Origin of the sequence: uncultured Streptomyces sp., from assembly GCF_947488945.1 — a bacterium.
Lineage (GTDB): Bacteria > Actinomycetota > Actinomycetes > Streptomycetales > Streptomycetaceae > Streptomyces.
Window position 1 is genome coordinate 159,001 of the sequence record NZ_CANLBS010000001.1, and the last position, 25,995, is coordinate 184,995.

Sequence of the window (25,995 nt, forward strand, 5' to 3'; positions counted from 1 at the left end):
CCGGCCGGACGGCAGAACCTGCGGCCCCGTGGACGGGAGTCCGCAGGTCGGACAATGGATTGGACAAGACGGGCGGGGACACACGCATCATGGAAGCGGCAAGCGGGCCGCACCCACGTACGAAGGAGCTCCAGTGAAGGTCGGAATCGTCGGCGCCACCGGTCAGGTCGGCACAGTCATGCGCGGCATCCTGGCCGAGCGGAAGTTCCCCGTCGACGAGCTGCGGCTCTTCGCCTCCGCGCGCTCCGCCGGCTCCACCCTCGACTGGCAGGGCTCCGCCGTCACCGTCGAGGACGCCTCCACCGCCGACTACACCGGTCTGGACATCGTGCTCTTCTCCGCCGGCGGCGCCACCTCGAAGGCGCTCGCCGAGAAGGTCGCCGGCCAGGGCGCCGTGGTGATCGACAACTCCTCCGCCTGGCGGCGCGACCCCGAGGTCCCGCTGGTCGTCTCCGAGGTGAACCCGCAGGCGGCCCGCGTGCGGCCCAAGGGCATCATCGCCAACCCGAACTGCACCACCATGGCGGCCATGCCCGTGCTGCGCCCGCTGCACGACGAGGCGGGGCTCCAGGCCCTGACCGTCGCCACCTACCAGGCGGTCTCCGGTTCCGGCGTGGCCGGCGTCGCCGAGCTGCACGGCCAGGCGTCCAAGGTGGTCGCCGACGCCGACAAGCTGACCCACGACGGCGGGGCGGTGGACTTCCCCGAGCCCGCCGTCTACCGGCGCCCGATCGCGTTCAACGTGGTGCCGCTGGCCGGCTCGATCGTGGACGACGGCTCCTTCGAGACGGACGAGGAGCAGAAGCTCCGCAACGAGTCCCGCAAGATCCTGGACATCCCGGACCTGAAGGTCTCCGGCACCTGCGTCCGGGTTCCGGTCTTCTCCGGCCACTCGCTCCAGATCAACGCCCGGTTCGCCCGCCCGCTGAGCGTCGCGCGCGCCACCGAGCTGCTGCGCGAGGCCGCCGGCGTCGAGCTGTCCGAGATCCCGACCCCGCTCCAGGCGGCCGGCCGGGACGCCTCGTACGTGGGCCGCCTCCGCGTCGACGAGACCGTCGACAACGGCCTCGCCCTCTTCGTCTCCAACGACAACCTCCGCAAGGGCGCCGCGCTGAACGCGGTGCAGATCGCGGAGCTGGTGGCGGCCGAGCTGAAGGGCTGACCCACCCGCGCACGAGGGCGGCCACCGGTCCGGTGGCCGCCCTCCGGCGTGTCCGGGGTCCGTCCACCGGGTCCGGCGCGGCCGCTGCGGGGAAAGGGCATCGCACGGCGTCGGCGTCACGTGGAAGGATGGCAGGAACGTCGCATTTCGAGTCGCACGACAAGTCGCACAACAAGGAGATGACCGCGTGCCTGGCACCAATCTGACCCGCGAAGAGGCACAGGAGCGGGCGCGCCTGCTGACCGTGGACGCGTACGAGATCGATCTGGATCTCTCCGGAGCTCAGGAGGGCGGCGCCTTCCGGTCGGTCACCACCGTACGGTTCGAGGCCGCCGAGGCGGGCGCCTCCTTCATCGACCTGGTCGCCCCGGCCGTCCACCAGGTGGAGCTGAACGGCACGTCGCTGGACGTCGCCGCCGTCTTCCGGGACTCGCGGATCGCCCTCCCGCACCTGCGGCCGGGCGCCAACGAGCTGAAGGTCGTCGCCGACTGCTCGTACACCAACACCGGCGAGGGGCTGCACCGCTTCGTCGACCCGGTGGACCAGCAGGCCTATCTGTACACCCAGTTCGAGGTGCCGGACGCCCGCCGGGTCTTCGCCTCCTTCGAGCAGCCCGACCTGAAGGCCACCTTCCGGTTCACCGTGAAGGCGCCGAAGGGCTGGACGGTCATCTCCAACTCGCCGACGCCCGAGCCGCGCGACGACGTCTGGGAGTTCGCCCCGACGCCGCGCATCTCCACGTACATCACCGCGCTGATCGCCGGCCCGTACCACGCGGTGCACAGCAGCTACGAGAAGGACGGCCGGACCGTCCCGCTCGGCATCTACTGCCGTCCGTCGCTGGCCGAGTACCTCGACGCGGACGACATCTTCGCCGTCACCCGGCAGGGCTTCGACTGGTTCCAGGAGAAGTTCGACTACGCGTACCCCTTCGAGAAGTACGACCAGCTCTTCGTGCCGGAGTTCAACGCGGGCGCGATGGAGAACGCCGGCGCGGTCACCATCCGCGACCAGTACGTGTTCCGTTCGAAGGTGACGGACGCCGCGTACGAGACGCGCGCCGAGACCATCCTGCACGAGCTGGCCCACATGTGGTTCGGCGACCTCGTGACGATGGAGTGGTGGAACGACCTCTGGCTGAACGAGTCGTTCGCCACCTTCACCTCGATCGCCTGCCAGGCGGACGCCGAGGGCTCCCGGTGGCCGCACTCCTGGACGACCTTCGCCAACACCATGAAGACGTGGGCCTACCGGCAGGACCAGCTCCCGTCCACCCACCCGATCATGGCGGACATCGGCGACCTGGACGACGTGCTCGTCAACTTCGACGGGATCACCTACGCCAAGGGCGCCTCCGTCCTCAAGCAGCTGGTGGCGTACGTCGGCGAGGACGAGTTCTTCAAGGGCGTGCAGGCGTACTTCAAGGCGCACGCCTTCGGCAACACGCGCCTGTCGGACCTGCTCGGCGCGCTGGAGAAGACCTCCGGGCGCGACCTGAAGACCTGGTCGAAGGCGTGGCTGGAGACCGCCGGCATCAACATCCTGCGCCCGGAGATCGAGACGGACGCCCAGGGCCTGGTCACCTCCTTCGCGGTGCTCCAGGAAGCCCCGGCGCTGCCCGCCGGCGCGAAGGGCGAGCCGACGCTGCGCCCGCACCGCATCGCCATCGGCTGCTACGACCTCGACGCGGACGGCAAGCTGGTGCGCACCGACCGGATCGAGCTGGACGTCGAGGGCGAGGTCACCCCGGTGCCCTTCCCGGCCGACCGCCCCCGCCCGGCCGTCGTGCTGCTCAACGACGACGACCTCAGCTACGCCAAGGTGCGCCTCGACGAGGAGTCGCTGCGCTTCGTCACCGAGCACCTGGGCGACTTCACCGAGTCCCTGCCGCGCGCGCTGTGCTGGGCCTCCGCCTGGGACATGACCCGCGACGGCGAACTGGCCACCCGGGACTACCTCTCGCTGGTGCTGTCCGGCATCGGCAAGGAGTCGGACATCGGGGTCGTCCAGTCGCTGCACCGCCAGGTGAAGCTGGCGCTGGACATGTACGCGGCGCCGCAGGCCCGCGAGGCGGCGCTGACGCAGTGGACGGACGCCACCCTGGCGCACCTGAACGCCGCGGAGCCGGGCAGCGACCACCAGCTGGCGTGGGCCCGCGCGTTCGCGGCGACGGCCCGCACCCCGCAGCAGCTCGACCTGCTCCAGGGGCTGCTGGACGGCACCAAGGAGATCGCGGGGCTGGCCGTCGACACCGAGCTGCGCTGGGCGTTCGTGCACCGGCTGGCGGCCACCGGGCTGCTGGACGAGGACGAGATCGCCGCCGAGTACGACCGCGACCGGACCTCGGCGGGCGAGCGCCACGCGGCGTCCGCGCGGGCGGCCCGGCCCTCGGCGGAGGCGAAGGCGGAGGCGTGGGCCTCGGTCGTCGAGTCCGACAGGCTGCCGAACTCGCTCCAGGAGGCGGTGATCAGCGGGTTCGTCCAGAACGAACAGCGCGAACTGCTGGCGCCGTACACGGAGAAGTACTTCGCCGCGGTCAAGGACGTGTGGGAGTCGCGGAGCCACGAGATGGCCCAGCAGATCGCGGTCGGCCTCTACCCGGCGGTCCAGGTCGCGCGGGAGACGCTCGACGCCACGGACGCCTGGCTCGCCTCGGCCGAGCCGAACGCGGCGCTGCGGCGCCTGATGTCGGAGTCGCGCGCGGGCGTGGAGCGTGCGCTGAGGGCGCAGGCCGCGGACGCGTCGGCCGCGGGCGCGACCGCCTGAGGGTGCGACGGCGGGAAGGGGGCGCCCCGGCGGGCGCCCCCTTTCCCGGTACGTCCGCACGGCCCGGCCCGTCGGCCCGCGGACATGCCGGTGCGCCGTGCGGTGAAGATCACCGCACGGCGCACCGGAAGGTCCGCGGAGGTCAGACCTGCTTGTTGGACGTGGTCCGAGGCTTGTGGGACTTGTCGAGCACCATGACCAGACCGGCGATCACGGCGAACAGCACGATCGGGGCGAGCACGTACAGGCCGACGGTCTCCATCACACTGAGACCGTGGGCACCCGGGTCGTCGCCGTCGTCACGGGTGAGCGCGAGCGCCGGGGACGACATGAGCAGCATCATCAGCGTCGTACCGGCCGCGACGGCGCCGGCGCGCATAGCGTTCTTCTTGTCCACGGTGCAAACGTAGCGAACGCCTTCGGGCGGCGCGCGTCCGGGGGTGCCGTACGGGCTCCGTCACGGCCTCAGGGCCTCCATCAGCCGGTGCAGGCGGGGCGAGGCGGTGATCTGTTCGAGGGTCATCGGGCGTCCCTCGCCGTCCGCCACCGGCAGCCGCCAGTTGGGGTACTGGTCCCAGGTGCCGGGGAGGTTCTGCGGGCGGCGGTCGCCGACGGTGTCGGGGAGCCAGACGCCGACCATCCGGGCGGGCGTGGCCAGCAGGAAGCGGTGCACGGCCCGGACGGCCGCCTCCTCGTCGCCGCCGCCCTCGGGCAGCAGCCGGAGCCGGGCGAGATAGCCGAGCCACTCGGCGGTGTCGGTGGCGTCCTCGGTCAGCTCCTCCTCCAGCGGGCGGGCGAGGAGTCCGAGGCCGTCGCGCAGCCGCACGTGGTCGCCGGACAGCTTCGCGGCGGTGGACGGCAGATCGTGGGTGGTGGCGGTGGCGAGGCAGTCGGCGCGCCACTGCTCGGGCGGCACCGGGCGGCCGGTGCCCTCCCAGTCGCGCTCGAACCAGAGCACCGAGGTGCCGAGCACCCCGCGCCGGGCGAGCGCCTCGCGGACGCCGGGCTCGACCGTGCCGAGGTCCTCCCCCATCACGACGGCACCGGCCCGGTGGGCCTCCAGAACGAGCACCGCGAGCATCGCCTCGCCGTCCTGGGAGACGTAGGCGCCCTCGGTGGGCGGTTTGCCCTCCGGTACCCACCAGAGCCGGAACAGGCCCATCACATGGTCGATGCGCAGCGCCCCGGCGTGCGCCAGCAGGCCCCGGAGCAGCGCGCGGTAGGGGGCGTAGCCGGAGGCGGCGAGGGCGTCGGGGCGCCAGGGCGGCAGCCCCCAGTCCTGGCCGCGGGCGTTGAAGGCGTCGGGCGGCGCGCCGACGGACATGCCGAGGGCGTAGGCGTCCCTGAGGGCCCAGGTGTCGGAGCCCGCCGGGTGCACGCCCACCGCGAGATCGTGGACGATGCCGACGCCCATCCCGGCGTCGGTGGCGGCACGCTGGGCGTCGGCGAGCTGGAGCTCGGTGAGCCAGACCAGGCGGCAGTGGAAGTCGACCCGCTCCATCAGCTCGGCGCGGGCCCGCGCGGTCTCCGGCGAGCGCGGGTCGCGCAGCGGCTCGGGCCAGGTGTGCCAGTCGGGTCCGTGCACCTCGGCCAGCGCGCACCACAGGGCGTGGTCCTCCAGCGCCTGCCCCTGGGCGGCGAGATAGTCGCAGTAGGCGGCCCGGCGGCCGGGGGTCAGTTCGACCTGGTGGACGAGTTCCAGGGCCTGCCGCTTGAGCTCCCAGACCGCGTCCCGGTCGATGTGGGCGCCCTTGTTGAGGACCGCCTCGGAGAGCGCGGCGGCGTCCTGACGCAGGTCGTCCAGCACGGCACGCGCTCTGACCTGGCCGTATTCGGGGATGGACTCGACGTGCAGGTGCACGGGGTCCGGGAAGCGGCGCGAGGACGGGCGGTAGGGGGACGGGTCGGTGGGACGCCCGGGGAAGGCCGCGTGCAGCGGGTTGACCTGGATGAACCCGGAGCCGAGCGTACGGCCCGCCCAGGCCGCGAGGTCGGCGAGGTCACCGAGGTCTCCCATGCCCCAGGAGCGGCCGGAGAGCAGGGAGTAGAGCTGCACCAGGAAGCCCTGGGTGCGGGCGGGCGGCCGGGGCGCGCGGGCCGGGGCGACGACCAGGGTGGAGGCTTCCTGCCGCTGGTCCGGGGTGCGTACCGCCAGCCGGTGGACCCCGAGCGGCGGTTCGGCCCACCAGGCTGCGGGCGGGCGGCCGGACGCACCGGTCCTCGGCGCGCCCGGTACCCGCATCCGCAGCGGCTCGGGCGTCCCGGTGGCGCCCGGCGCGGTCTCGGGCTCGACCGTCAGCGCGGTGCCGGCCGGCAGCGCGGTCAGCGCGGCCGGCAGCGGCTCGCCCGACCAGACCACCACCGTGGGCGGGAGAAGGCGCGAATCCGCCCTCGCGTCGGCGGCGGCGAGCGCCTCCTCCACCGCCTCGGGGCTGTCCGCGGCGACGCCCAGCGCGGCGAGGACGGCGGTGACCGTGTCGTCGGGGACGGCCACGGTGACACCCGCGGACGGGGAGTAGGAGGTGGCGACACCGTGCAGTGCGGCGAGCCGGGACAAGCCCATTCAGACTCCTGGGGACTCCATGCCCCCCGCGGCACCGGGGGCGGCCGGTTCGCTGGTCAGAGGGGCGGCGACGGCGAGCGGTGGCTCGCTCGTGAGGGGGGTGGCATCGGCGAGCGGCGGCTCGCTGGTCAGCGGGGCGAGATCGGCGGCGAAGGCGGCTCCGGTCAGCAGCGCGGCTTCGGTGAGCGGCGGGCCGCTGATCGGGCGGGAGACGACGGTTCGGGGAAGTTCGCTGGTCAGAGGGGCGGGACCGGCCGGGCCGGGGACCTGTTTGGAGAGGGCGGAGAGCAGGAGCTGCGCGGCTGCGGGCATGAAGGGCCTCCTGGCCGTGGGGAACAGGACACAGCAGGCCTACCCAACCCGCACCGGACCAGACATGAGAGTGACACGGCCACGATGACAACGAGCCCAACGTGCCCCGGGTCACCCCGCGTTCCCCCGTACGGCTGACACGGACGGTTCCGGCCATCCCCGGGCGCCCGGCACCCAGACGAAAAGGTTTATTTACCGCTATTCCTGTCCCAATGGGGCAGGAGCGTTGACACCCGTGCGGCCCGGATGGTGGGCTCGGAGCCCATCGGCGACGGCGGGCGGGACGACGGCGGGCGAGGGGAGAACGGACGTGGGACAGGGGCGCAGACGGCGGGCCGCCGCGATCGCCGTCGCCCTCCTCGGCGGCCTGCTCGGCCCCGCCGTGCCGGGCGCGTCCGCCGCACCCGCGGACCCCGCCCCGGCCTCCCGCCGCGCCGCCGCGCCCGCGCCGCCCGCCCTCTGGCCGCGGCCCCGGTCGGTCGAGGCCGCCGGACCGGACGTGGCGCTCGGCCGGGAGGTCACCCTCGTCGCCGCGCCGGGCGCCGACCCGTACGCGGCGGGGGCGCTGCGGAAGGTACTGCGGGACGCGGGCGTCACCACCGTGCACGAGTCGCTGCCCGGTCGCGGTCCGGTGATCCGGCTCGGCGGCGACGGCGCGCCGGAGGCGCTGCGGGCCCTGGGAGCGCCGGACGCCGGCGACCTGCCGGCCGGCGGCTACCGCCTCGCGGCGGGCCGGGTGGCCGGACGCCCGGCCGTGGCGCTGGACGGCACCGGCGACGACGGCCTCTTCCACGGCGTCCAGACACTGCGTCAACTGGTGCGGAACCGGGCCGTCGCCGGCGTCGTGGTGCGCGACTGGCCGGGCAGTGCCGTGCGCGGCACCACCGAGGGTTTCTACGGGCGGCCGTGGACGCTCGACGAGCGCCTCGGCCACCTCGCCTTCATGGGGCGCACCAAGCAGAACCGCTATCTGTACGCGGCCGGCGACGACGCCTACCGGCAGGCGCGGTGGCGGGAGCCGTACCCGGCGGACCGGCGGGCGGAGTTCCGGGCCGTGGCCGCGAAGGCGCGGGCCGAGCACGTGACGCTCGGCTGGGCGGTCTCCCCCGGCCAGGCGATGTGCCTGGCCTCCGAGGGCGACGTGCGGGCGCTGAACCGGAAGATCGACTCCATGTGGGCGCTGGGCGTGCGCGCCTTCCAGCTCCAGTTCCAGGACGTCAGCTACAGCGAGTGGCACTGCGACGAGGACGCCCGGACCTTCGGCGACGGGCCGGCGGCCGCCGCCCGTGCGCAGGCCCGGGTGGCGGGGGCGGTGGCGGGTCACCTGGCCGCCCGGCACCCGGACGCCGAGCCGCTGTCGGTGCTGCCGACCGAGTACTACCAGGACGGCGCGACCGACTACCGCACGGCGCTGGCGGGCGCCCTGGACCCGCGCGTCCAGGTCGCCTGGACCGGCGTCGGGGTGGTACCGCGGACCATCACCGGCGGCGAACTGTCCCGGGCCCGCGACGCCTTCCGGCACCCGCTGGTCACCATGGACAACTATCCGGTCAACGACTACGCCCAGGATCGGATCTTCCTCGGCCCGTACACCGGCCGCGACCCCGCGGTGGCGGCCGGTTCGGCGGCACTCCTCGCCAACGCGATGGAGCAGGCCGCCGCCTCCCGCATCCCGCTGTTCACCGCCGCGGACTACGCCTGGAACCCCCGGGGGTACCGGCCGCAGGCGTCCTGGCGGGCCGCGGTCGACGACCTGGCCGGAGGCGACGACCGGGCCGGCGCGGCGCTGCGGGCGCTCGCGGGCAACAGCGCGGGGTCCGTCCTCGGCGGCGAGGAGTCCTCCTATCTGCGGCCGCTGCTCAGCGCGTTCTGGACGTCCCGCACCGCCGGGCCCCGGGCCCGCGACCGGGCCGCCGGCGCGCTGCGGGACGCCTTCACCCGGATGCGGACCGCGCCGGAGGCGCTGGCCGGGAGTGCCGACGGACGGCTGGCGGACGAGGTGGGGCCCTGGACCGCGCAGCTGGCCCGGTACGGCCGGGCCGGCGAACTGGCCGTGGACCTGCTCCAGGCGCAGGCCCGGGGTGACGGCGCGGCCGCCTGGCGGGCGCAACTGGCCCTGGAGCCGTTGCGCGAGCGGCTGTCCGCGAGCACGGCGACCGTCGGCGAAGGCGTGCTGGACCCGTTCCTGACCAGGGCCGCCGAGGAGGCGGGCCGCTGGAACGGCACCGACCGCCACGCCGGCACGGTCACCCGGACCGCGAACGCCTACACGGTGGAGCTGGACCGGCCGCGCCCGGTGGAGGCGGTGACGGTGCTGTCCGGCCCGGCCGGGCCGGACACCGCGCTGGAGGCGCACGTGCCGGGCGAGGGCTGGCGGCGGCTCGGCGCGCTGTCGAAGACCGGCTGGGCGCAGCGCCCGGCCGGCGGGGTGGTCGCCGACGCGCTGCGCGTCGTGCGGACGGACGCCCGTGCGTCCTTCACCGGCCCGGCGCCGCGGCACGGCACCGGGCCCGCCGGGGGGCCGGGGGTACGGGCGGTGGTGCCGTGGTTCGGCGACGAGCCGGCCGCCGACCTCGCCCTGGACGAGAACGAGGCGGACGCGGTGATCGGCGGGTCCGCCCGGGTGGAGGCGCGGCTGGCGGCCCGCCGTCCGGACGCCGTCGAGGGCGCGCTCACCGCGAAGGCGCCCGCGGGGATAGAGGTGCGCGTCCCGGCGCGGACGACCGTCCCGCGGGGGGCCCGCACGCGCGTGCCGGTGGAGATCACCGTCGGGGCGGACACCCCGGCCGGGAGCTATGAGGTCCCGGTCAGCTTCGGCGGCCAGAAGTCGACGCTGACGGTGCGGACGTTCCCGCCGACGGACGGCCCCGACCTGCTGCGGACCGCGACCGCCTCCTCGTCGGGCGACGAGACGCCGGACTTCCCGGCCGCGGCGGCTTCGGACGGCGATCCGGCGACCCGGTGGTCGGCCGCGCCGGCGGACGAGGGCTGGTGGCAGGCGGAGCTGGCGGAGCCGGTGCGGCTGGGGCAGGTGGTGCTGACCTGGCAGGACGCGTACGCCTCGGAGTACCGCGTTCAGGTGTCCTCGGACGGCCGGTCCTGGCGCACCGCGGCGACGGTGCGCGACGGCCGCGGCGGACGCGAGACGGTGCGCACGGACGCGCCGGACACCCGGTTCGTCCGGGTGTCCGGCGACCGGCGCGGCACGGAGTACGGGTACTCGCTGTGGTCGGTGGAGGCGTACGCGGTCGCGGAGAAGTGACGCCCCCGCGCGGGCCGTGCGCCCGCGCGAACGGGTACGCCCCCCGCACACCTCCGGACGCTGTGTCCGCCGTCCGCGCTCCGGGGCGCGGACGGCGGTGCGCGGGTCAGGCCGAGACGCCGTCGATCCTGGCCATCGCGTCCTCCGCGCCGAACGGCTGCAGGTACGGCAGCCAGCGCGGGTCGCGGTGGCCGGTCCCGATGATCCGCCAGGCCAGGCCGGTCGGCGGGGCGGGCTGGTGGAGGAGCCGCCAGCCCAGTTCGGGCAGATGGCGGTCGGCCTTGACGTGGTTGCAGCGGCGGCAGGCCGCCACCACGTTGTCCCACGCGTGCAGGCCTCCGCGACTGCGGGGAACGACGTGGTCGACGCTGGTGGCCGCGGCGCCGCAGTACACGCAGCGCCCGCCGTCCCGGGCGAACAGCGCCCGGCGCGTCAGGGGGACGGGGCCCCGGTAGGGGACCCGCACGAATCGCTTGAGTCGCACCACACTGGGCGCCGGGACGGCGCGGGTGGCACTGTGCATGAGGGCGCCGGACTCCTCCAGGCACACGGCCTTGTTCTCCAGAACGAGGACGAGTGCGCGGCGGAGCGGTACGACGCCGAGCGGCTCGTACGACGCGTTGAGAACCAGGACGTGCGGCACGCGGAGGCCTCCTTGTACGCCGGCGGCGCGTGGCTCGCGCCGGGACGATCCGTACTCAGTCTCTCCTCATGCCTGGTCGGAGCGCCACCACGTACGGGTAACGGGCGGGCGCGAATTCCCTCCGGGCGGCCGTCGGACGGACGCGGGGGCGGGCGGGGCGCGGGAACCGGGCGGCCGGATGAGACGTGTCTCTCGTCCTCCGACGCCGACGATCCGCCCCTGCCCCTTCGTTAGGGTTGTGAGTCTGCCGTCGCCCCCGCTGGAGGTCCTCCGTGCCCTTGTCCGTCCTGCTGGCCGCCGCTTCGTCGTCCGGGTCGCCCGACTCGCTGGACGAGGCCGCCCGCCAGGCCGGCGACGCCGCGAGCTGGGTGGAGGAGAACTGGTCCACCTGGCTGAGCACCGGTCTGCGGATCATCCTCATCGCGGCCGTCGCGATCACCCTGCGCTTCCTGATCCGCCGCGCGCTGACCAATCTCATCGAGCGGATGAACCGCAGCGCCCAGGCCGTCGAGGGGACCGCGCTCGGCGGCCTGCTGGTGAACGCGGAACGCCGGCGCCAGCGCTCCGAGGCCATCGGCTCCGTGCTCCGGTCGGTGTCGTCCTTCGTCATCCTCGGCACGGCCGCCCTGATGATCCTCGGGGCGTTCCAGATCAACCTGGCCCCGCTGCTGGCCTCCGCCGGTGTGGCCGGCGTGGCGCTCGGTTTCGGCGCCCGCAACCTGGTCACGGACTTCCTGTCCGGCGTCTTCATGATCCTGGAGGACCAGTACGGGGTGGGCGACACGATCGACGCCGGCGTCGCCTCCGGCGAGGTCATCGAGGTGGGGCTGCGGGTCACCAAGCTACGCGGCGACAACGGCGAGATCTGGTACGTCCGCAACGGCGAGGTCAAGCGGATCGGCAACCTGAGCCAGGGCTGGTCCACCGCGGGCGTCGACGTGACGGTGCGGCCGACGGAGGACCTGGACCGGGTCCGGGCCGCCATCGAGAGCGCCGCCGGCGAGATGACCAAGGAAGAGCCGTGGAGCGAGCGGCTCTGGGGTCCGGTGGAGGTGCTGGGTCTGGACGCGGTGCTGCTGGACTCGATGACCGTGCGGGTCACCGCCAAGACGATGCCGGGGAAGGCGCTCGGGGTGGAGCGCGAGCTCCGCTGGCGCGTCAAGCGCGCCCTCGACGAGGCCGGCATCCGCATGGTGGGCGCGGTCCCCGGTCCGCCGGACCTGGAGTCCGCCGCCGACCCGACGGCGGCCATGGCCGCCCCGTCCGCGTACGCCTCGACGACGTCGCCGCAGTCGCTGGCCGCCACGCCGATAACGCCGCCGCCGACCATCACGAAGTAGTCCGCGGCTCCGGTCGCGGGACGCGCGCCTGCGCACGGCCCCGGAAATCCGGGCCGACGACGCCCCCGGGTAACGCTTTGGTTGCCTCGGGGGCGTTTTCCATTGACGGACCACCGACGGCCCACCTACCGTCCTCACAACAGACAGGAAACTTTACTAACAGAGAGAAGGTGTCGCTCATGGCCGGAACCGTCCCGGGCACCCCGCGCGTTCTGCGCGCCATGAACGACCGGGCCGCGCTCGATCTGCTGGTCAGCCAGGGGCCGCTCACCCGCACCCGCCTCGGCGAGCTGACCGGGCTGTCCAAGCCGACCGCCTCGCAGCTGCTGGCCCGGCTGGAGGAGGCGGGCCTGGTCCGTTCGACCGGCAGCCAGGGCGGACGCCCCGGACCCAACGCCGTGCTGTACGAGATCGATCCCGCCGCGGCACACGTCGCCGCGCTCTCGGTCGGACCGACCGGCATCGACGCGGTGGTCGCCGACATCACCGGCGCGACGGTCGGCTCCTGCCGACTGGAGGCCGACGCCGTCGCCGAGGACGTACGCCACCGCACCGCCCAGCTCGTGGCCGAGGCGGTGGACGGCGCCCTGCGCGGGACGGGTCTGGGCCACGACGACCTCACCAGCGTCGTGCTGGGCACCCCGGGCGCGATCGATCCCCGCACCGGGCAGTTGCGCTACGCGCCCCACCTGCCCGGCTGGCACTCGCGCACCCTGCTCGCCGACCTCGCCGAGGTCGTGGGCAGGCCGGTCGTCATCGAGAACGACGTCAACCTCGCCGCCGTCGCCGAGCAGTACGAGGGTGCCGCGCAGGACCACGACCACTTCGTGCTCGCCTGGCTCGACGAGGGCGTGGGCGCCGCCATCGTGCTGGGCGGCACCCTGCTGCGCGGCGCGACGGGCGGCGCCGGGGAGATCGGCTACATGCCGCTGCCGGGCGCCCCGCTCGCCCGCGGCGGCGCGGCCGACTGGGCGGGCCCGGACGCCGGAGGGGGTTTCCAGAGCCAGGTCTCCTGCCCCGCGGTGCGCGACCTGGCGGGCGGCAGACCGCTGGCGGAGGCCCTCGCCGACGAGGCCGTCCGGGCGGAGGTGGCCCGCCGGCTGGCCACCGGCCTCGCCTCCGTGGTCGCCGTGGTCGACCCCGAACTCGTCGTCCTGTCCGGCGCGGTGGCCAGGGCCGGCGGCGAGGCGCTCCGCGACGCCGTCGAGGCGGAGATGACCGGACTGGCGCTCCCCCGCCCCCTCCTGCGGCTCAGCGACATCGGCAAGGACCCCATCCTGACCGGCGCGTTGCGCACCGCCCTCGCCCAGGCGCGCGACAGCGCCTTCGACACCGGCTGATCCCCCCGGCTCCGGCACCGTGCCGCCCACGACGGGCGGTACGGAGGGCACCCCGCTGCCCGAATCCGCCCCGTCCCCCTCCCCGTAAGGAGTCCGCCATGGCACTGTGGCGCATACGTACCCGCGTGCCCCTGGCGCTCGGCGCAGCCGCGTTGCTGCTGTCCGGCTGCGCCAATCCGAGTACGGGCAACGCCCACGACGACCCGACGAAACCGGTCACGCTGAAGTTCTGGCACGGCTGGTCGGCTCCCGGCGAGGTCGAGGCGATCGACGACAACATCGCCCGCTTCGAGAAGCTCCACCCCAACATCCACGTCGTCTCCACCGGCAACGTCAGCGACGAGACGATCAACCAGGCGCTGCGCGCCGGCGGCGACGACGCCCCCGACGTCGTCACCTCGTTCACCACGAACAACGTCGGCCAGTACTGCTCGTCCGGCATGTGGGTGGACCTCGATCCCTTCCTGAAGAAGAACGGGATCGACAAGACGAAGGTCTTCCCCGAGACGCTGCTGGACTACACGCGCTACGAGGGCGTCCAGTGCGCGACGCCGCTGCTGGCGGACGCGTTCGGCATGTACTACAACAAGGACGCCTTCGAGGAGGCCGGGATCACCCGGCCCCCGCGCACCATGTCCGAGATGAAGGCCGACGCGGTCAAGCTGACACGGAAGAAGAAGGACGGCTCACTGGAACGGGCCGGCTTCATGCCGAACTTCCAGCTCTACCAGAACGCGCCCGACCGGATGTTCGCGCAGTGGGGGCCGGACTACTTCGACGCCGAGGGCAAAGCGCGGCTCGCGGACGAGCCCAGGACCGAACAGTTCTTCACCGCCATGCGGGAGCTGTCCGACGCCCAGGGCGGCTACCGGGCCATGGAGCGGCTGCGCGCGGGCTTCGGCGACGAGATGTCCTCGCAGAACGGTTTCCTCACCGGCAAGCTCGCCATGCACCTGGACGGCGAGTGGCGCGGGCTGATGCTGGACGCGGCGAAGGCGGACTTCGACTGGGCCGTCGCCCCGCTGCCGGTCCCCGACGACCAGGCCGACACCTACGGGCGCGGCTATCTGACGGGCACCGTCGCCGGCATCGCGCACAGCAGCCGGCACCAGAACGCCGCCTTCGAGCTGGTGAAGTACCTGACGATCGAGACCGGGCCGGTGGTCCGGTTCGCCAACGCGATCCACAACGTGCCGTCCACCTTCGACGCGCTGGCATCGCCCGATCTGGACGCCGACCCGGCCTTCCGCGCCTTCATCGACATCGCGCGCAACCCGCACAGTCAGGCGGTCCCGCCGTCCGACAACGGTGGCCAGTACATCAACTCGTTCGGCGACTTCGCCCAGTCCGTGGAGGCGGGGCGCACGGAGGACCTGCACCAGGGCCTGCGGGAGCTCGACGAACGGATCGACGCCGACAACCTCCAGTCGGAAAACTGAGGAGCCGAGTCATGGCGCTTTCCCTCTCCACCCCGGCGGCCTCCGCCGGGCGCGGGACCGAACCGGCCCCGCGCGGCTCCACCGCCACCCTCCGCCGCAGGCGCAACCGCGAGCGGCTGCGCACCCTGGGCTTCCTCTCCCCGTGGCTGGTCGGTTTCACGGTCTTCTTCGGCTACCCGCTCGTCGCCACCGTCTACTTCTCGTTCATGCACTACAACCAGATCAAGGCGCCGACCTTCGTCGGGCTGCGGAACTGGAGGTACGTGCTGGAGCAGATGCCGCTGTTCGGCCCCGCCCTGTGGAACACGCTGTGGCTGGTCGTCGTGATGGTGACGCTGCGGGTGGCGTTCGGGCTCGGTGTCGGCCTGCTGATCACGAAGATCAAGACGGGCACCGGGCTCTTCCGCACCGCCTTCTACCTCCCCTACCTGGCCCCGCCGGTGGCGGCGACCGTCGCTTTCGTCTTCCTGCTCAACCCCTCCACCGGCCCGGTCAACGAGGTGCTCTCGTGGATCGGCGTGGACGGGCCGGGCTGGTTCAACGACCCGGCCTGGTCGAAGCCGTCGCTGGTGCTGCTCTCGCTGTGGGGCATCGGGGACCTGATGGTGATCTTCATGGCGTCGCTGCTCGACGTGCCGAAGGAGCAGTACGAGGCCGCCGAACTGGACGGCGCGGGCGCCTGGACGAAGTTCCGCTGGGTCACCTGGCCGGCCATCACGCCGATCGTGCTCTTCGCCGTCGTGACCGGCGTGGTGCAGACGATGCAGTACTACACGCAGGCCCTGGTGGCGGGGAAGCTCGCCTCCGGCGTCTCGATCGGCCCCGGCACGGTGATCCAGCCCGGCTACCCGGACCACTCCACCCTGACCGTGCCGCAACTCGTGTACTCGATGGGCTTCCAGAACTTCAACACCGGAGCCGCGTGCGTCCTGTCGCTCGTGCTCTTCGCCATCGCCATGGCCGTCACCCTTCTGCTGATGCGCAAGAGCGTCGGCCTCGTTCCGGCGGAGGACTGAGATGACCACCACCACCCTGGCCCCGCGGCGGACCGCGGCCCCGGACCGCCCGGCGGGCCCCCGCGCCGCGGCGCACCGGCGCACGCGCGTGCTGCACTGGATCGCGGTCCACTCCCTGGCTCTCGCGCTCGCCCTGTTCTTCGTCCTGCCGTTCGTGTTCGTCTTCCTCACCTCGGTGATGAGCGACGGGCAGGCGATGAGCGGGGATCTGTGGCCGGACTCCTGGCACTGGTCGAACTACACGACCGTCTTCCACACGCCGGGATTCCTCGGCTGGTGGCGCAACTCCCTGATGTACGCGCTGCTGGGCACCGTCTTCACGGTCTGCTCGTCGGTACCGGTCGCCTACGCCCTGGCCAAGTTCCGCTTCCGCGGGCGGCGCACCGCGATGATCCTGGTCATCACGACGATGATGCTGCCGCCGCAGGTCATCATCATCCCGATGTACCTGGTGTGGGCCCAGCAGTTCCACCTCTCCGGCTCGCTGTGGCCGCTGATCATCCCGATGGCCTTCGGCGACGCCTACTCCATCTTCCTGCTGCGGCAGTTCCTCCTCACCATCCCGCAGGAGTACATCGAGTCCGCCAAGGTCGACGGGTGCGGAGAGTTCCGTACCCTCCTGAAGATCGTCGTGCCGATGGCCAAGCCCGGCATCGCGGCCATCGCCCTCTTCCAGTTCTTCTACTGCTGGAACGACTACTTCGGCCCGCAGATCTACGCCGCGCAGAACCCCGGCGCCTGGACGCTGAGTTACGGACTGGAGTCGTTCAAGAGCGCCCACGCGGTCAACTGGAACCTGACGATGGCAGCGACCCTGCTGGTGATGGCGCCGGTCATCATCGTCTTCTTCTTCGCACAGAAGGCCTTCGTAGAAGGCGTCACCCTCACCGGAGTAAAGGGCTGAGAACCATGAAGCTCGCAGTAGTTGGTGGCGGGTCCACCTACACACCCGAACTGATAGACGGCTTCGCGCGGCTGCGCGACACCCTGCCGATCGGGGAACTGGTCCTGGTGGACCCGGACGCCGGGCGGCTCGACCTGGTCGGCGGACTCGCCCGGCGGATCTTCGCCAAGCAGGGGCACCCGGGCCGGATCACCACCACCTCCGACCTGGACGCCGGGGTCGCCGGGGCCGACGCGGTGCTGCTCCAGCTCCGCGTGGGCGGCCAGGCGGCCCGCCAGAAGGACGAGACCTGGCCCCTGGAGTGCGGCTGCGTCGGCCAGGAGACCACCGGGGCCGGCGGCCTCGCCAAGGCGCTGCGCACCGTGCCGGTCGTCCTCGACATCGCCGAACGGGTCCGCCGCACCAACCCGGACGCCTGGATCATCGACTTCACCAACCCGGTGGGCATCGTGACCCGGGCGCTGCTCCAGGCCGGACACAAGGCGGTCGGCCTGTGCAACGTGGCGATCGGCTTCCAGCGCAAGTTCGCCCGGATGCTCGACGTCTCCCCCGCCGAGGTCCACCTCGACCACGTCGGGCTCAACCACCTCTCGTGGGAGCTCGGCGTGCGGCTCGGCGGACCGGGCGGCGAGGACGTGCTGCCGAAGCTGCTCGCGGAGCACGGCGCGGCGATCGCCTCCGACCTCCACCTCCCGCGCGAGATCGTGGACCGCCTCGGCGTGGTGCCCTCGTACTACCTGCGCTACTTCTACGCCCACGACGAGGTGGTGCGGGAGCTCGGCAGCAAGCCGTCGCGGGCCGCCGAGGTGGCGGCGATGGAGAAGCAGCTCCTGGCGCTGTACGGCGACCCGGCGCTGGACGAGAAGCCCGAGCTGCTGGCCAAGCGCGGCGGCGCGTTCTACTCCGAGGCGGCCGTGGACCTGGCCTCCGCCCTGCTGGGCGCGGGCGGATCGCCGGTCCAGGTGGTCAACACGTACAACAACGGGACGCTGCCGTTCCTGCCGGACGACGCGGTGATCGAGGTGCAGGCGCGGGTGGACGCCTCCGGCGCGTCCCCGCTCGCGGTCCCGGCGCTGGACCCGCTGTTCGCGGGGCTGGTCGCCCACGTCACCGCGTACGAGGACCTGGCGCTGGACGCGGCGCTGCGCGGCGGCCGCGACCGGGTGTTCAAGGCGCTGCTCGCCCACCCGCTGACCGGTCAGTACGCGTACGCCGAAGGGCTCACCGACCGGCTGATCGCGCACAACCGGGAGCACCTCGCGTGGGCGTGAACGCTTCGGTGCTCGCGTTCGACGCGGGCAACAGCAAGACCGACGTGGCCCTGATCGGTGCGGACGGCTCGGTGCTGGCGACGGCACGGGGCGGCGGTTTCCGGCCGCCGATCGTGGGGATCACGGCGGCGGTGGACGTGCTGGCGGCGCTGCGCGACGAGGCGGTGGCCGCCGCCGGCCCGTCCGCCGGGCCCGTCGCGCACGTCTCCGCCTGCCTGGCCAACGCCGATCTCCCGGTGGAGGAGGCCGAGTTGGCGCTGGCGCTGCGGGAACGCGGCTGGGGGCGCACCGTGGAGGTGCGCAACGACACCTTCGCGATCCTGCGGGCCGGGGTGGACGAGCCCCGTGGGGTGGCGGTGGTGTGCGGGGCCGGGATCAACTGCGTGGGCATGGTCCCGGACGGCCGCACCGCCCGGTTCCCCGCGATCGGCCGGATCTCCGGCGACTGGGGCGGGGGTTCGGGGCTGGCCGAGGAGGCGCTCTGGTTCGCGGCGCGCGCCGAGGACGGCCGGGGCGAGCCCACGGAGCTGGTCCGGGCGCTGCCCGGCCACTTCGGGCTGGACACCATGTACGCGCTGATAGAGGCGCTGCACCGGGGGCGGATCGCTTACGACCGCCGGCACGAGCTGACGCCGGTGCTGTTCGCGACGGCCTCGGCGGGCGATCCGGTGGCACGAGCGCTGATCGACCGGCTCGGCGACGAGGTGGTGGCCATGGCCTCGGTCGCGCTGGGTCGTCTCGGGTTGCTGGACGAACACGTTCCGGTGATTCTGGGCGGCAGTGTGCTGGCCGCCCGGCACCCCCTGCTGGACGCCCGGATCGCCGCCCGGCTGGCGGAGCGCGCACCGGCCGCGGAGGTCCGCGTGGTGGACCGTCCGCCCGTGCTGGGCGCGGCGTTGCTGGGTCTGGACGCCATCGGGGCCGGTCCCGGGGCGCACCGCGCGCTGCGGGCCCACTACTCCTGACGAGGCGTCTTGTGAGGGCGCCCCGACGCGATCGCGCGTCGGGGCGCCCTTCGCGTGCGGGAACCGTCCGGGAACCCGGTTCGTGTTCATGGGGAGGACCGGGCCCGGCAGGGGAAACCGGGCCTCGGCGACGGGGCGGGGAGCGTGAACGGGGCTGCGGGGAGACGGAGTCGGGGGCGACGCCCCCGGGAGGCGCACTCCTTGATCGACCGGGGTGCGTCCTGATCGAATGCGGAAGCCGGTGCCCGATTCGGGTATTCCTGGTGGATGTCGGCGTCTGCGGCCATACTTCTGGCCGGGCGTCGGTCCTCCGCCCGGCCGGAGGACCGGTACACACGCCGAAGACCGAGGGGGAGGTCGAGTGACACAGCCGTTGAGGGAGCGCGCGCCCGGAGCGCCGGCCGCGGGCACGCCGGAGGCGCGCCCGGCCGCACCCGGGCGGACCGGGGCGGCGGGGGTGCGGCGGCTGCGGGCCGCGGCGGCCACGGAGCCCGGCCGGCTGCGGGTCGTCGGCGCCGTACTGGTCCTGCTGGTGGTGGCGTTCGGCGCGGTGACCGCCCTGGAGATCTCCGGGCGGGCCTCGGCGGCGGACGACGTGGTGAGCCGGAGCCAGCCGCTCAGCGCCGACGCCGCGGGCATCTACCGGCTGCTGGCGGACGCGGACACCATGGCGGCGAGCGGCTTCCTGGCCGGCAGCCAGGAGCCGAAGGCGGTGCACCAGAGCTACGAGCGGGACATACGGGAGGCCGCCCGGCTGCTGGTGAAAGCGGCCGCCAGTACCGGTGCCTCGACCGCCTCGGGCCGTGAGATCCGCACCCTCAACGAGCAACTCCCGGTCTATACCGGGCTGATAGAGCGGGCCCGCGCCAACAACCGGCAGGGTCTCCCGCTCGGCGGCGCCTATCTCCGCTACGCCAACCAGAAGATGAGCGGCGAGCTGCTGCCCGCGGCCGAACGACTGTACTCGGCGGAGACGGAACGGCTGGAGAGCGATGCCGACGACGCCCGGCGGTGGCCGTTCGTGGCACTGGCCGCGGGCGTCCTCGCGCTGGCCGCGCTCGCCCTGATCCAGCGGCGCGACTACCGCCGGACCAACCGGGTGTTCAACCAGGGCCTGCTGGCCGCCACCGCCGCCGCCACGGTGGTGCTGCTGTGGCTGGCCGCGAGCCACACGGTGGCCCGCACCGACCTGCGCGAGGCGATGGCGCAGGGACAGGCGTCCCTCGACGTCCTCAACGACGCCCGGATCAGCTCCCTGAAGGCCCGCGCCAACGAGAACCTCACCCTGGTCGCCCGGGGCGCGGTACTCACCGAGGACGGCAAGGCCGACCGGTACGAGACCGCGTACACGGCGGAGATGAAGAGCCTGGACGCCGCGCTGCGCAGCGCCGGGAAGCTCGCCGACGACGCCGGCGGCGGCGCCCCGGTCGAGACGGCGGCCGCCGGGGTCGCCCAGTGGCAGGAGCGTCACGCCGGGGCCCGCGCCGCCGACGACCAGGGCTCCTACGAGCGTGCGCTGGTGCTGGTGATCGGGGCGAAGGAGTCCACGGGCGAGTCCTTCACCCGGGTCGACGAAGCCCTGGAGAAGGCGCTGGAGCACGAGCAGGACGAGTTCGACCGCGCCGCGCGCGACGGCCGCGGCGCCTTCGGCGGACTGCCGCTGGGAGCCGGCGTGCTCGCCGTGCTCGGGGCCGTCGCGGTGGTGCTCGGCGTCAACCGAAGAGTCTCGGAGTACCGGTGAGAGGGGGAGCGATGACCGGAGCGAGGATCCGCCGGACCGGCGCGGGGGCCCTGCGCGGCTGGGGCGGGGTGACGGCGATGGCGGTGGCCTGCGCGGTCACGGCCCTGCTGACCCTGCTGCCGCTGGCACACCGCGACGCCGAATCCTTCGGCGACGGCACGTCACCGGGAGCCGTCGCGGCGGCCGTTCCGGCCCGCGCCGAGGACTGCGAGCGGCCGGAGGCGAGCCTGCGCCCGTCCACGGCCGACGGACCGGCGATCGAGAAGATCAAGGCGCGCGGGAAGCTCGTGGCCGGGGTGGACCAGAACAGCTACCTGTGGGGGTCGCGCAATCCGGCCACCGGGGAGCTCGAAGGCTTCGACATCGACCTGGTGCGGGCGCTCGCCGACGACATCCTGGGCGACCCGGACAAGGTGATATTCCGCGCCGTCCCGACCAATCAGCGCATCCTCGCCCTCCAGGAGGACCGCGTCGACGTCGTGGTGCGGACCATGACGATCAACTGCTCCCGGCTCAAGGACGTCGCCTTCTCCACCGCCTACTTCGAGGCGGGGCAGCAGGTGCTCGCCGCGAAGGACTCGGGCGTCACCGGCTTCGACGACTCGCTGAAGGGCCTGCGCGTCTGCTCGACCGAGGGCTCCACGGCTTTCGAGGCGCTGCGCGCCCAGCCGCACGGCGCGGTCTTCGAGGACGACCACGACGGCACCCCGCGCGACGAGGACCTGCTCACCGTGCCGAACCAGCTGGACTGCCTGGTGCGGCTCCAGCTCGGCGAGGTCGACGCCGTCGTCACCGACAACGCGCTGGCCGCCGGGCAGGCCGCCCAGGACCCGACGGTCGAGCTCAAGGGCGAGCGGTTCACCACCGAGTACTACGGCGTCGCCGCCAAGCTCGGCGCCGACGATCTGGTGGCCCGCGTCAACCATGTGCTCGAGGAGTACCGGGCCGGCGGGGCGGACAGCCGGTGGATGGTGTCGTACCGCGCATGGCTGGAGAGCGCCCTGCCCGGAGTGAAGGCGCCGCCGGCGCCGGTGTACCGGTAACGACCGGTGACGACCGATTCCGTCGCGGTGCGCGGCGGACAGGAACGAAAGAGGTGGTCGATGGGCGCCGCGGGCCCGTTCCCCAGCTATGCGGGGAGGCCGCCCGGCCCGGTCATGGACCGGGACGAGGCGGACCGTGCGCTGGCCCGGCTCGGTGCCGAGCACGAGGCGATCGAGACCTCGTTGCTCGCCCTCCAGGACCACGCCGGCCGCCGGCTGCTGGAGGGTGCCGAGCTGACCGGCGTCACCCGCGACCGCTGGGCCGGCGCCGAGCAGTCGATCACCCTGCTGTGGGGGTACTTCGACGCGTACGCGGCGGCGCTCGCCGAGGCCAGGGAGATTCGCGCCCGCAGGCGCCTGCCCAGCCGTGACGACCTGGTGGCGCTGACCTGCCTGCTGCGCGGCCAAGCGGTCACGGTGGCCAACGGGGCCGCCCTGCCGTCCTCGGTCACCGGCCCGGCCCGGCTCTCGGAGCGGTTCACGCTGGAGGAACTGGTCGCCCGGATGAACACCCTGTACGCCCGCTCGCTGGACCTGATCGTGGCCGCCGACTCCGTATGGTCGGCGCTGCCCGCCCGGATCGACCTGCTCTCCGCCGAGCTGCGCAGGACCCGCTCGCTGGCGCACTCCGTCGGAGTGCGGCCCGGCGAGCACCCGTCGGGCGACGATCTGGAGTCCATCACCGCCGAACTGACCGCGCTGCGGGCGCAGGTCATCTCCGACCCGCTGGCCTTCTGGCTGCCGGGTCCGGGCAGTGCCGCCCCCGGCGGGGGCCGGCCCGACATCACGCGCTACGACGCGGCGGCCCGCGCCCTGGAGGAGGTGCGCCGGGAGATCGAGGCGGTGCTGGCGGTCCGGCAGGACGCGGACCAGCGACTGGCCCGGCTGCGGGACCTGCTCTCACGCGCCGACCGCACACTCGCGGAGGCCCGGACGGCGCGCGGCGAGGTGCTGGCCAAGATCGCCGCCTCCGAGGTGCCGGCCGTCAGCGGGCCGCCCACGGCGCTCCAGGAGCGGCTGGACGCCGCCGCGGACTACCGCAGGCACGCCCAGTGGCACCGGCTCTCGCCGCTGCTGGAGGCGCTGGAACGCGAGGCCGAGGACGAGCTCGTGCGGGCCCGCGAGTCGTTGACCGAGGTCACGGCGCCGCTCGCGGTCCGGGCCGAGCTGCGCGGCCGGCTCGACGCCTACCGCGCCAAGGTGTCCCGGCACGGTCTGGCCGAGGACCCGGTCCTCATCGAACGGTACGACGCCGCCCGGCGGATGCTGTGGAGCGCGCCCTGCGACCTGCGGGCCGCCGAACAGGCGGTGCTGCGCTACCAGCGCGCCGCGGCGGAGCTGCTGACACCGCGGCCGCCCGAGGACCGGCGGGACGAACAGGGGGAGACACGATGAGTACGCGGTGCCAGCGCCCCTCGTGCGAGGGACGGTACGAGGACATGGGCGGCGGTGAGCTGTACTGCGACACCTGCGGTCTGGCGCCCGTCGTCTCGCCCACCGGCATGGTGGGTTCGCCGCCCACGGGCATCGCCGGCGGCCACCGGGCCGCCTCCTCCCGCTCCACCGGGTCGCACCCCTCGCAGCGCTCGGCGCGCTCCTCCCGCTCGGCGGGGTCCCGGCGGTCGGTGTCCGGCCGGCTGTCGCGCTCGCTCTCGGGGTCCGCCGCCGGACGTTCGGTGTCGGTGCGCTCCTCGGGCGCCTCCACCGGAACGACCGGCCGGGGACGGCTCGGCGCGGGGCTGGTGCTGGTCCCGGACGTGCCCAGGCCCGACCCGCGCACGGCCGTGATGGAGAACCCGGAGGTGCCCGAGCGCAAGCGGTTCTGCTCGCGTTCCGACTGCGGCGCTCCGGTGGGCCGTTCGCGGGGCGACCGGCCGGGACGGACCGAGGGGTTCTGCACCAAGTGCGGCCACCCCTACTCCTTCGTGCCGAAGCTCACCGGCGGCGACGTCGTGCACGGCCAGTACGAGGTCGCGGGATGTCTCGCGCACGGCGGTCTCGGCTGGGTCTACCTCGCGGTCGACCGGGCCGTCGCCGACCGCTGGGTGGTGCTCAAGGGCCTGCTGGACACCGGCGACCAGGACGCGATGGCCGCCGCGATCTCCGAGCGCCGGTTCCTCGCCGAGATCGAGCACTCCAACATCGTCCGGATCTACAACTTCGTCGAGCACCTCGACCAGCGGACCGGCTCGCTGGACGGCTACATCGTCATGGAGTACGTCGGCGGGAAGGCCCTCAAGGAGATCGCCAACGACCGCCGCACCCCCGACGGGCGCCGCGATCCGCTCCCGGTCGAGCAGGCGTGCGCGTACGGCATCGAGGCGCTGGAGGCGCTCGGCCACCTGCACAGCCGCAACCTGCTGTACTGCGACTTCAAGGTCGACAACGCCATCCAGACCGAGGACCAGCTCAAGCTGATCGACATGGGCGCGGTCCGCAGGATGGACGACGAGGAGTCGGCCATCTACGGAACGGTCGGCTACCAGGCCCCCGAGGTCGCCGAGGTCGGCCCCTCCGTCGCCTCCGACCTGTACACGGTGGCCCGGACGCTGGCGGTGCTCACCTTCGACTTCCAGGGGTACACCAACGTCTTCGTCGACTCGCTCCCCGACCCGGACAACATCGAGGTCTTCCGTACCTACGAGTCCTTCTACCGGCTCCTGGTCCGGGCGACGGACCCGGACCCGGCGCGCCGGTTCGCGTCGGCGGCGGAGATGGCCGAACAGCTCACCGGGGTGCTGCGGGAGGTCGTCGCGCTCCAGAGCGGCCGGCCGCGCCCCGCGCTGTCCACCCTCTTCGGCCCGGAACTGCGGGTGTGCGACACGGAGTTGTTCGCCGAGCTGACCGGTGACGTGTCGCTGCTCGGCGGCCGGCCCGCGGTCGGCGGGCGGCCCCGGCGCCGCCGACGGGCCGCGGGGAACGCGCCCGCCGTGCCGGTGGCACCGGGCGCGGTGGTGACGGCGGTGGCCGCCGCGCTGCCGGTCGGGGCCCCGGTCGGCGCGGGCGCGCCCGCGCCGGTACCGCCCCCCGCGCAGGGAGGCACGTCGCACCCCGGCCACCAGCCGGTGGGCGCCGCTCCGCTCGCCGCCCCACCGACCCACCAGAGCGCGAGCCGCCCCACCGGCGGAGCACCGGCGCCCGGGCCGGCACCCGCCCACACCGGGGCTCCCGCGTACGGGGCGGTGCCGCTGCACGGCTCCGCGCAGGTGCCCGCCCCGCGCGGGCTGTCTTCCGGCGCCCCGGCGGCGGCACCGTCCACGGGCACGGCCGGGCCGGCCGTCCGGCTCGCCCCGCTGGACGCCCGCGGCATCGCGCTCGCGCTGCCGGTTCCCCGCGTGGACGCGAACGACCCCAACGCCGGGTTCCTCGCCGGCGTGATGTCCTCCGCCCCGGTCGAGCTGATCGCCGCGCTCCACGCCGTGCCGGTCCCGTCACTGGAGACCCGGCTGCGCGAACTGCGGGCCCGGCTGGAGATGGACGGCCCCGGGGCGGCCGGCGCGGTGCTGGACGCCCTGGAGGCGCAGTACCCGGACGACTGGCGGGTGGTCTGGTACCGGGGCGTGGTCTCCCTGGTGACGGGGGACCACGAGAACGCGGCGCTCTCCTTCGACGCCGTGTACGACGCCTTTCCCGGCGAGCCCGCCCCGAAGCTGGCGCTGGGGATCTGTGCGGAGGTGCTAGGGCAGTTGGACAACGCCGCCGAGTACTACCGCCTGGTGTGGACGACCGATCCCGGTTTCGTCAGCGCCGCCTTCGGTCTGGCCCGGGTCCGTTTCGCCGCCGGGGACCGGGTCGGAGCCGTACGCGCCCTGGAATCGGTGCCGGAGGCGTCGATCCACTACACCGCAGCCCGGGTGGCCTCGGTGCGCGCGAGGCTGCGCGGCCGCGCCCCCGACGAGCCGCTCCGGGACGACCTGGCCGCCGCCTCCGGACAGGTCTCGGCACTCGCCGGATTCGGCCTCGACGCGGTGCGCCGGGAGACCTTGTCGGCCGAGGTGCTCGGCACCGCGCTGGACTGGGTACTCTCCGGTAGTCCTGCGGCTCCCCCGCCGCACGGAGGCGCACCGGGCGGAGGAACGCTGCTCGGCCGCGAACTGACCGAGCGGGACCTGCGGTTCGGGCTGGAACGCGCGTACCGCACACTGGCCCGGCTCGCTCAGCGGGGCGACGAGAGGATCGAACTGGTGGAGCGGGCCAACCGCTTCCGCCCCCGGACGTGGGTGTGAA

At 73.7% G+C, this 25,995-nt stretch carries 18 protein-coding genes; 14 read left to right on the forward strand and 4 right to left on the reverse strand.

What is annotated here, in order from left to right; genetic code table 11:
* Nucleotides 1–133: 133 nt before the first annotated feature.
* Entirely contained in the window at nt 134–1,162 is a 1,029-nt protein-coding gene (locus tag Q0994_RS00660) for an aspartate-semialdehyde dehydrogenase (protein ID WP_299527497.1), read from the forward strand.
* Between the two features lie 187 nt (nt 1,163–1,349).
* On the forward strand, nt 1,350–3,929 hold the full coding sequence (pepN, locus tag Q0994_RS00665) for an aminopeptidase N (RefSeq protein ID WP_299527499.1): 2,580 nt from the start codon (nt 1,350–1,352) through the stop codon (nt 3,927–3,929).
* 142 nt (nt 3,930–4,071) lie between these two features.
* On the opposite strand, the gene Q0994_RS00670 is transcribed toward pepN, so the two are convergent.
* Genes Q0994_RS00670 through Q0994_RS00680 form a run of 3 tightly spaced genes read right to left on the reverse strand, consistent with a single transcriptional unit; the run spans nt 4,072 to nt 6,804 of the window.
* Entirely contained in the window at nt 4,072–4,326 is a 255-nt protein-coding gene (locus tag Q0994_RS00670; RefSeq protein ID WP_299527501.1) for a hypothetical protein, read from the reverse strand.
* Between the two features lie 60 nt (nt 4,327–4,386).
* Nucleotides 4,387–6,492 (reverse strand): 4-alpha-glucanotransferase, encoded by a 2,106-nt coding sequence (gene malQ, locus Q0994_RS00675; protein ID WP_299527503.1) that lies wholly within the window; start codon nt 6,490–6,492, stop codon nt 4,387–4,389.
* Nucleotides 6,493–6,804, reverse strand: coding sequence for a hypothetical protein (locus tag Q0994_RS00680; RefSeq protein WP_299527505.1), 312 nt, complete (start codon nt 6,802–6,804; stop codon nt 6,493–6,495).
* 310 nt (nt 6,805–7,114) lie between these two features.
* Between Q0994_RS00680 and Q0994_RS00685 the strand changes: the two genes are divergently transcribed.
* Complete coding sequence (locus Q0994_RS00685; protein ID WP_299527507.1) at nt 7,115–10,066, forward strand: beta-N-acetylglucosaminidase domain-containing protein; 2,952 nt, start codon at nt 7,115–7,117, stop codon at nt 10,064–10,066.
* A 106-nt stretch (nt 10,067–10,172) separates the two neighbouring features.
* On the opposite strand, the gene Q0994_RS00690 is transcribed toward Q0994_RS00685, so the two are convergent.
* Nucleotides 10,173–10,709 (reverse strand): HNH endonuclease, encoded by a 537-nt coding sequence (locus Q0994_RS00690; protein WP_299527509.1) that lies wholly within the window; start codon nt 10,707–10,709, stop codon nt 10,173–10,175.
* 272 nt (nt 10,710–10,981) lie between these two features.
* Between Q0994_RS00690 and Q0994_RS00695 the strand changes: the two genes are divergently transcribed.
* From Q0994_RS00695 to Q0994_RS00745, 11 genes are all read left to right on the forward strand, one after another.
* Nucleotides 10,982–12,049, forward strand: coding sequence for a mechanosensitive ion channel family protein (locus tag Q0994_RS00695; protein ID WP_299527511.1), 1,068 nt, complete (start codon nt 10,982–10,984; stop codon nt 12,047–12,049).
* Nucleotides 12,050–12,228: 179 nt separating this feature from the next.
* Nucleotides 12,229–13,389: an ROK family transcriptional regulator gene (locus tag Q0994_RS00700; protein WP_299527513.1), complete on the forward strand. Its 1,161-nt coding sequence runs from the start codon at nt 12,229–12,231 to the stop codon at nt 13,387–13,389.
* A 98-nt stretch (nt 13,390–13,487) separates the two neighbouring features.
* Nucleotides 13,488–14,828, forward strand: a complete 1,341-nt coding sequence (locus Q0994_RS00705) for an ABC transporter substrate-binding protein (protein ID WP_299527515.1) — start codon at nt 13,488–13,490, stop codon at nt 14,826–14,828.
* Nucleotides 14,829–14,839: 11 nt separating this feature from the next.
* Nucleotides 14,840–15,844 (forward strand): carbohydrate ABC transporter permease, encoded by a 1,005-nt coding sequence (locus Q0994_RS00710; RefSeq protein ID WP_299527517.1) that lies wholly within the window; start codon nt 14,840–14,842, stop codon nt 15,842–15,844.
* Nucleotide 15,845: 1 nt separating this feature from the next.
* Nucleotides 15,846–16,748, forward strand: a complete 903-nt coding sequence (locus Q0994_RS00715; RefSeq protein ID WP_299527519.1) for a carbohydrate ABC transporter permease — start codon at nt 15,846–15,848, stop codon at nt 16,746–16,748.
* 5 nt (nt 16,749–16,753) lie between these two features.
* Nucleotides 16,754–18,019, forward strand: coding sequence for a 6-phospho-beta-glucosidase (locus tag Q0994_RS00720; protein WP_299527521.1), 1,266 nt, complete (start codon nt 16,754–16,756; stop codon nt 18,017–18,019).
* Nucleotides 18,010–18,984 (forward strand): N-acetylglucosamine kinase, encoded by a 975-nt coding sequence (locus tag Q0994_RS00725; protein ID WP_299527523.1) that lies wholly within the window; start codon nt 18,010–18,012, stop codon nt 18,982–18,984. Before Q0994_RS00720 ends, Q0994_RS00725 begins: the two co-directional genes overlap by 10 nt.
* A 457-nt stretch (nt 18,985–19,441) precedes the next feature.
* A complete protein-coding gene (locus tag Q0994_RS00730; RefSeq protein WP_299528115.1) occupies nt 19,442–20,725 on the forward strand; it encodes a hypothetical protein in 1,284 nt (427 codons plus the stop codon).
* Between the two features lie 11 nt (nt 20,726–20,736).
* Entirely contained in the window at nt 20,737–21,768 is a 1,032-nt protein-coding gene (locus Q0994_RS00735; protein WP_299527525.1) for a glutamate ABC transporter substrate-binding protein, read from the forward strand.
* Nucleotides 21,769–21,828: 60 nt separating this feature from the next.
* Nucleotides 21,829–23,163 carry a hypothetical protein gene (locus Q0994_RS00740; protein ID WP_299528117.1) on the forward strand — a complete coding sequence of 445 codons (1,335 nt, stop codon included), beginning with the start codon at nt 21,829–21,831 and terminating at the stop codon, nt 23,161–23,163.
* The gene (locus Q0994_RS00745) at nt 23,160–25,994 is read left to right on the forward strand and encodes a tetratricopeptide repeat protein (RefSeq protein ID WP_299527527.1); all 2,835 of its coding nucleotides are present in this window, start codon (nt 23,160–23,162) and stop codon (nt 25,992–25,994) included. The genes Q0994_RS00740 and Q0994_RS00745 overlap by 4 nt, the downstream gene beginning before the upstream one ends.
* Nucleotide 25,995: the final 1 nt, after the last annotated feature.

What these genes read in the sequence shown, in the direction of transcription:
- malQ (WP_299527503.1), bottom strand. Translation starts at nt 6,492, where the DNA reads ATGGGCTTGTCCCGGCTCGCCGCACTGCACGGTGTCGCCACCTCCTAC.
- Q0994_RS00680 (WP_299527505.1), bottom strand. Translation starts at nt 6,804, where the DNA reads ATGCCCGCAGCCGCGCAGCTCCTGCTCTCCGCCCTCTCCAAACAGGTC.
- Q0994_RS00700 (WP_299527513.1), top strand. Translation starts at nt 12,229, where the DNA reads ATGGCCGGAACCGTCCCGGGCACCCCGCGCGTTCTGCGCGCCATGAAC.
- Q0994_RS00705 (WP_299527515.1), top strand. Translation starts at nt 13,488, where the DNA reads ATGGCACTGTGGCGCATACGTACCCGCGTGCCCCTGGCGCTCGGCGCA.
- Q0994_RS00710 (WP_299527517.1), top strand. Translation starts at nt 14,840, where the DNA reads ATGGCGCTTTCCCTCTCCACCCCGGCGGCCTCCGCCGGGCGCGGGACC.
- Q0994_RS00715 (WP_299527519.1), top strand. Translation starts at nt 15,846, where the DNA reads ATGACCACCACCACCCTGGCCCCGCGGCGGACCGCGGCCCCGGACCGC.
- Q0994_RS00720 (WP_299527521.1), top strand. Translation starts at nt 16,754, where the DNA reads ATGAAGCTCGCAGTAGTTGGTGGCGGGTCCACCTACACACCCGAACTG.
- Q0994_RS00735 (WP_299527525.1), top strand. Translation starts at nt 20,737, where the DNA reads ATGACCGGAGCGAGGATCCGCCGGACCGGCGCGGGGGCCCTGCGCGGC.
- Q0994_RS00740 (WP_299528117.1), top strand. Translation starts at nt 21,829, where the DNA reads ATGGGCGCCGCGGGCCCGTTCCCCAGCTATGCGGGGAGGCCGCCCGGC.
- Q0994_RS00745 (WP_299527527.1), top strand. Translation starts at nt 23,160, where the DNA reads ATGAGTACGCGGTGCCAGCGCCCCTCGTGCGAGGGACGGTACGAGGAC.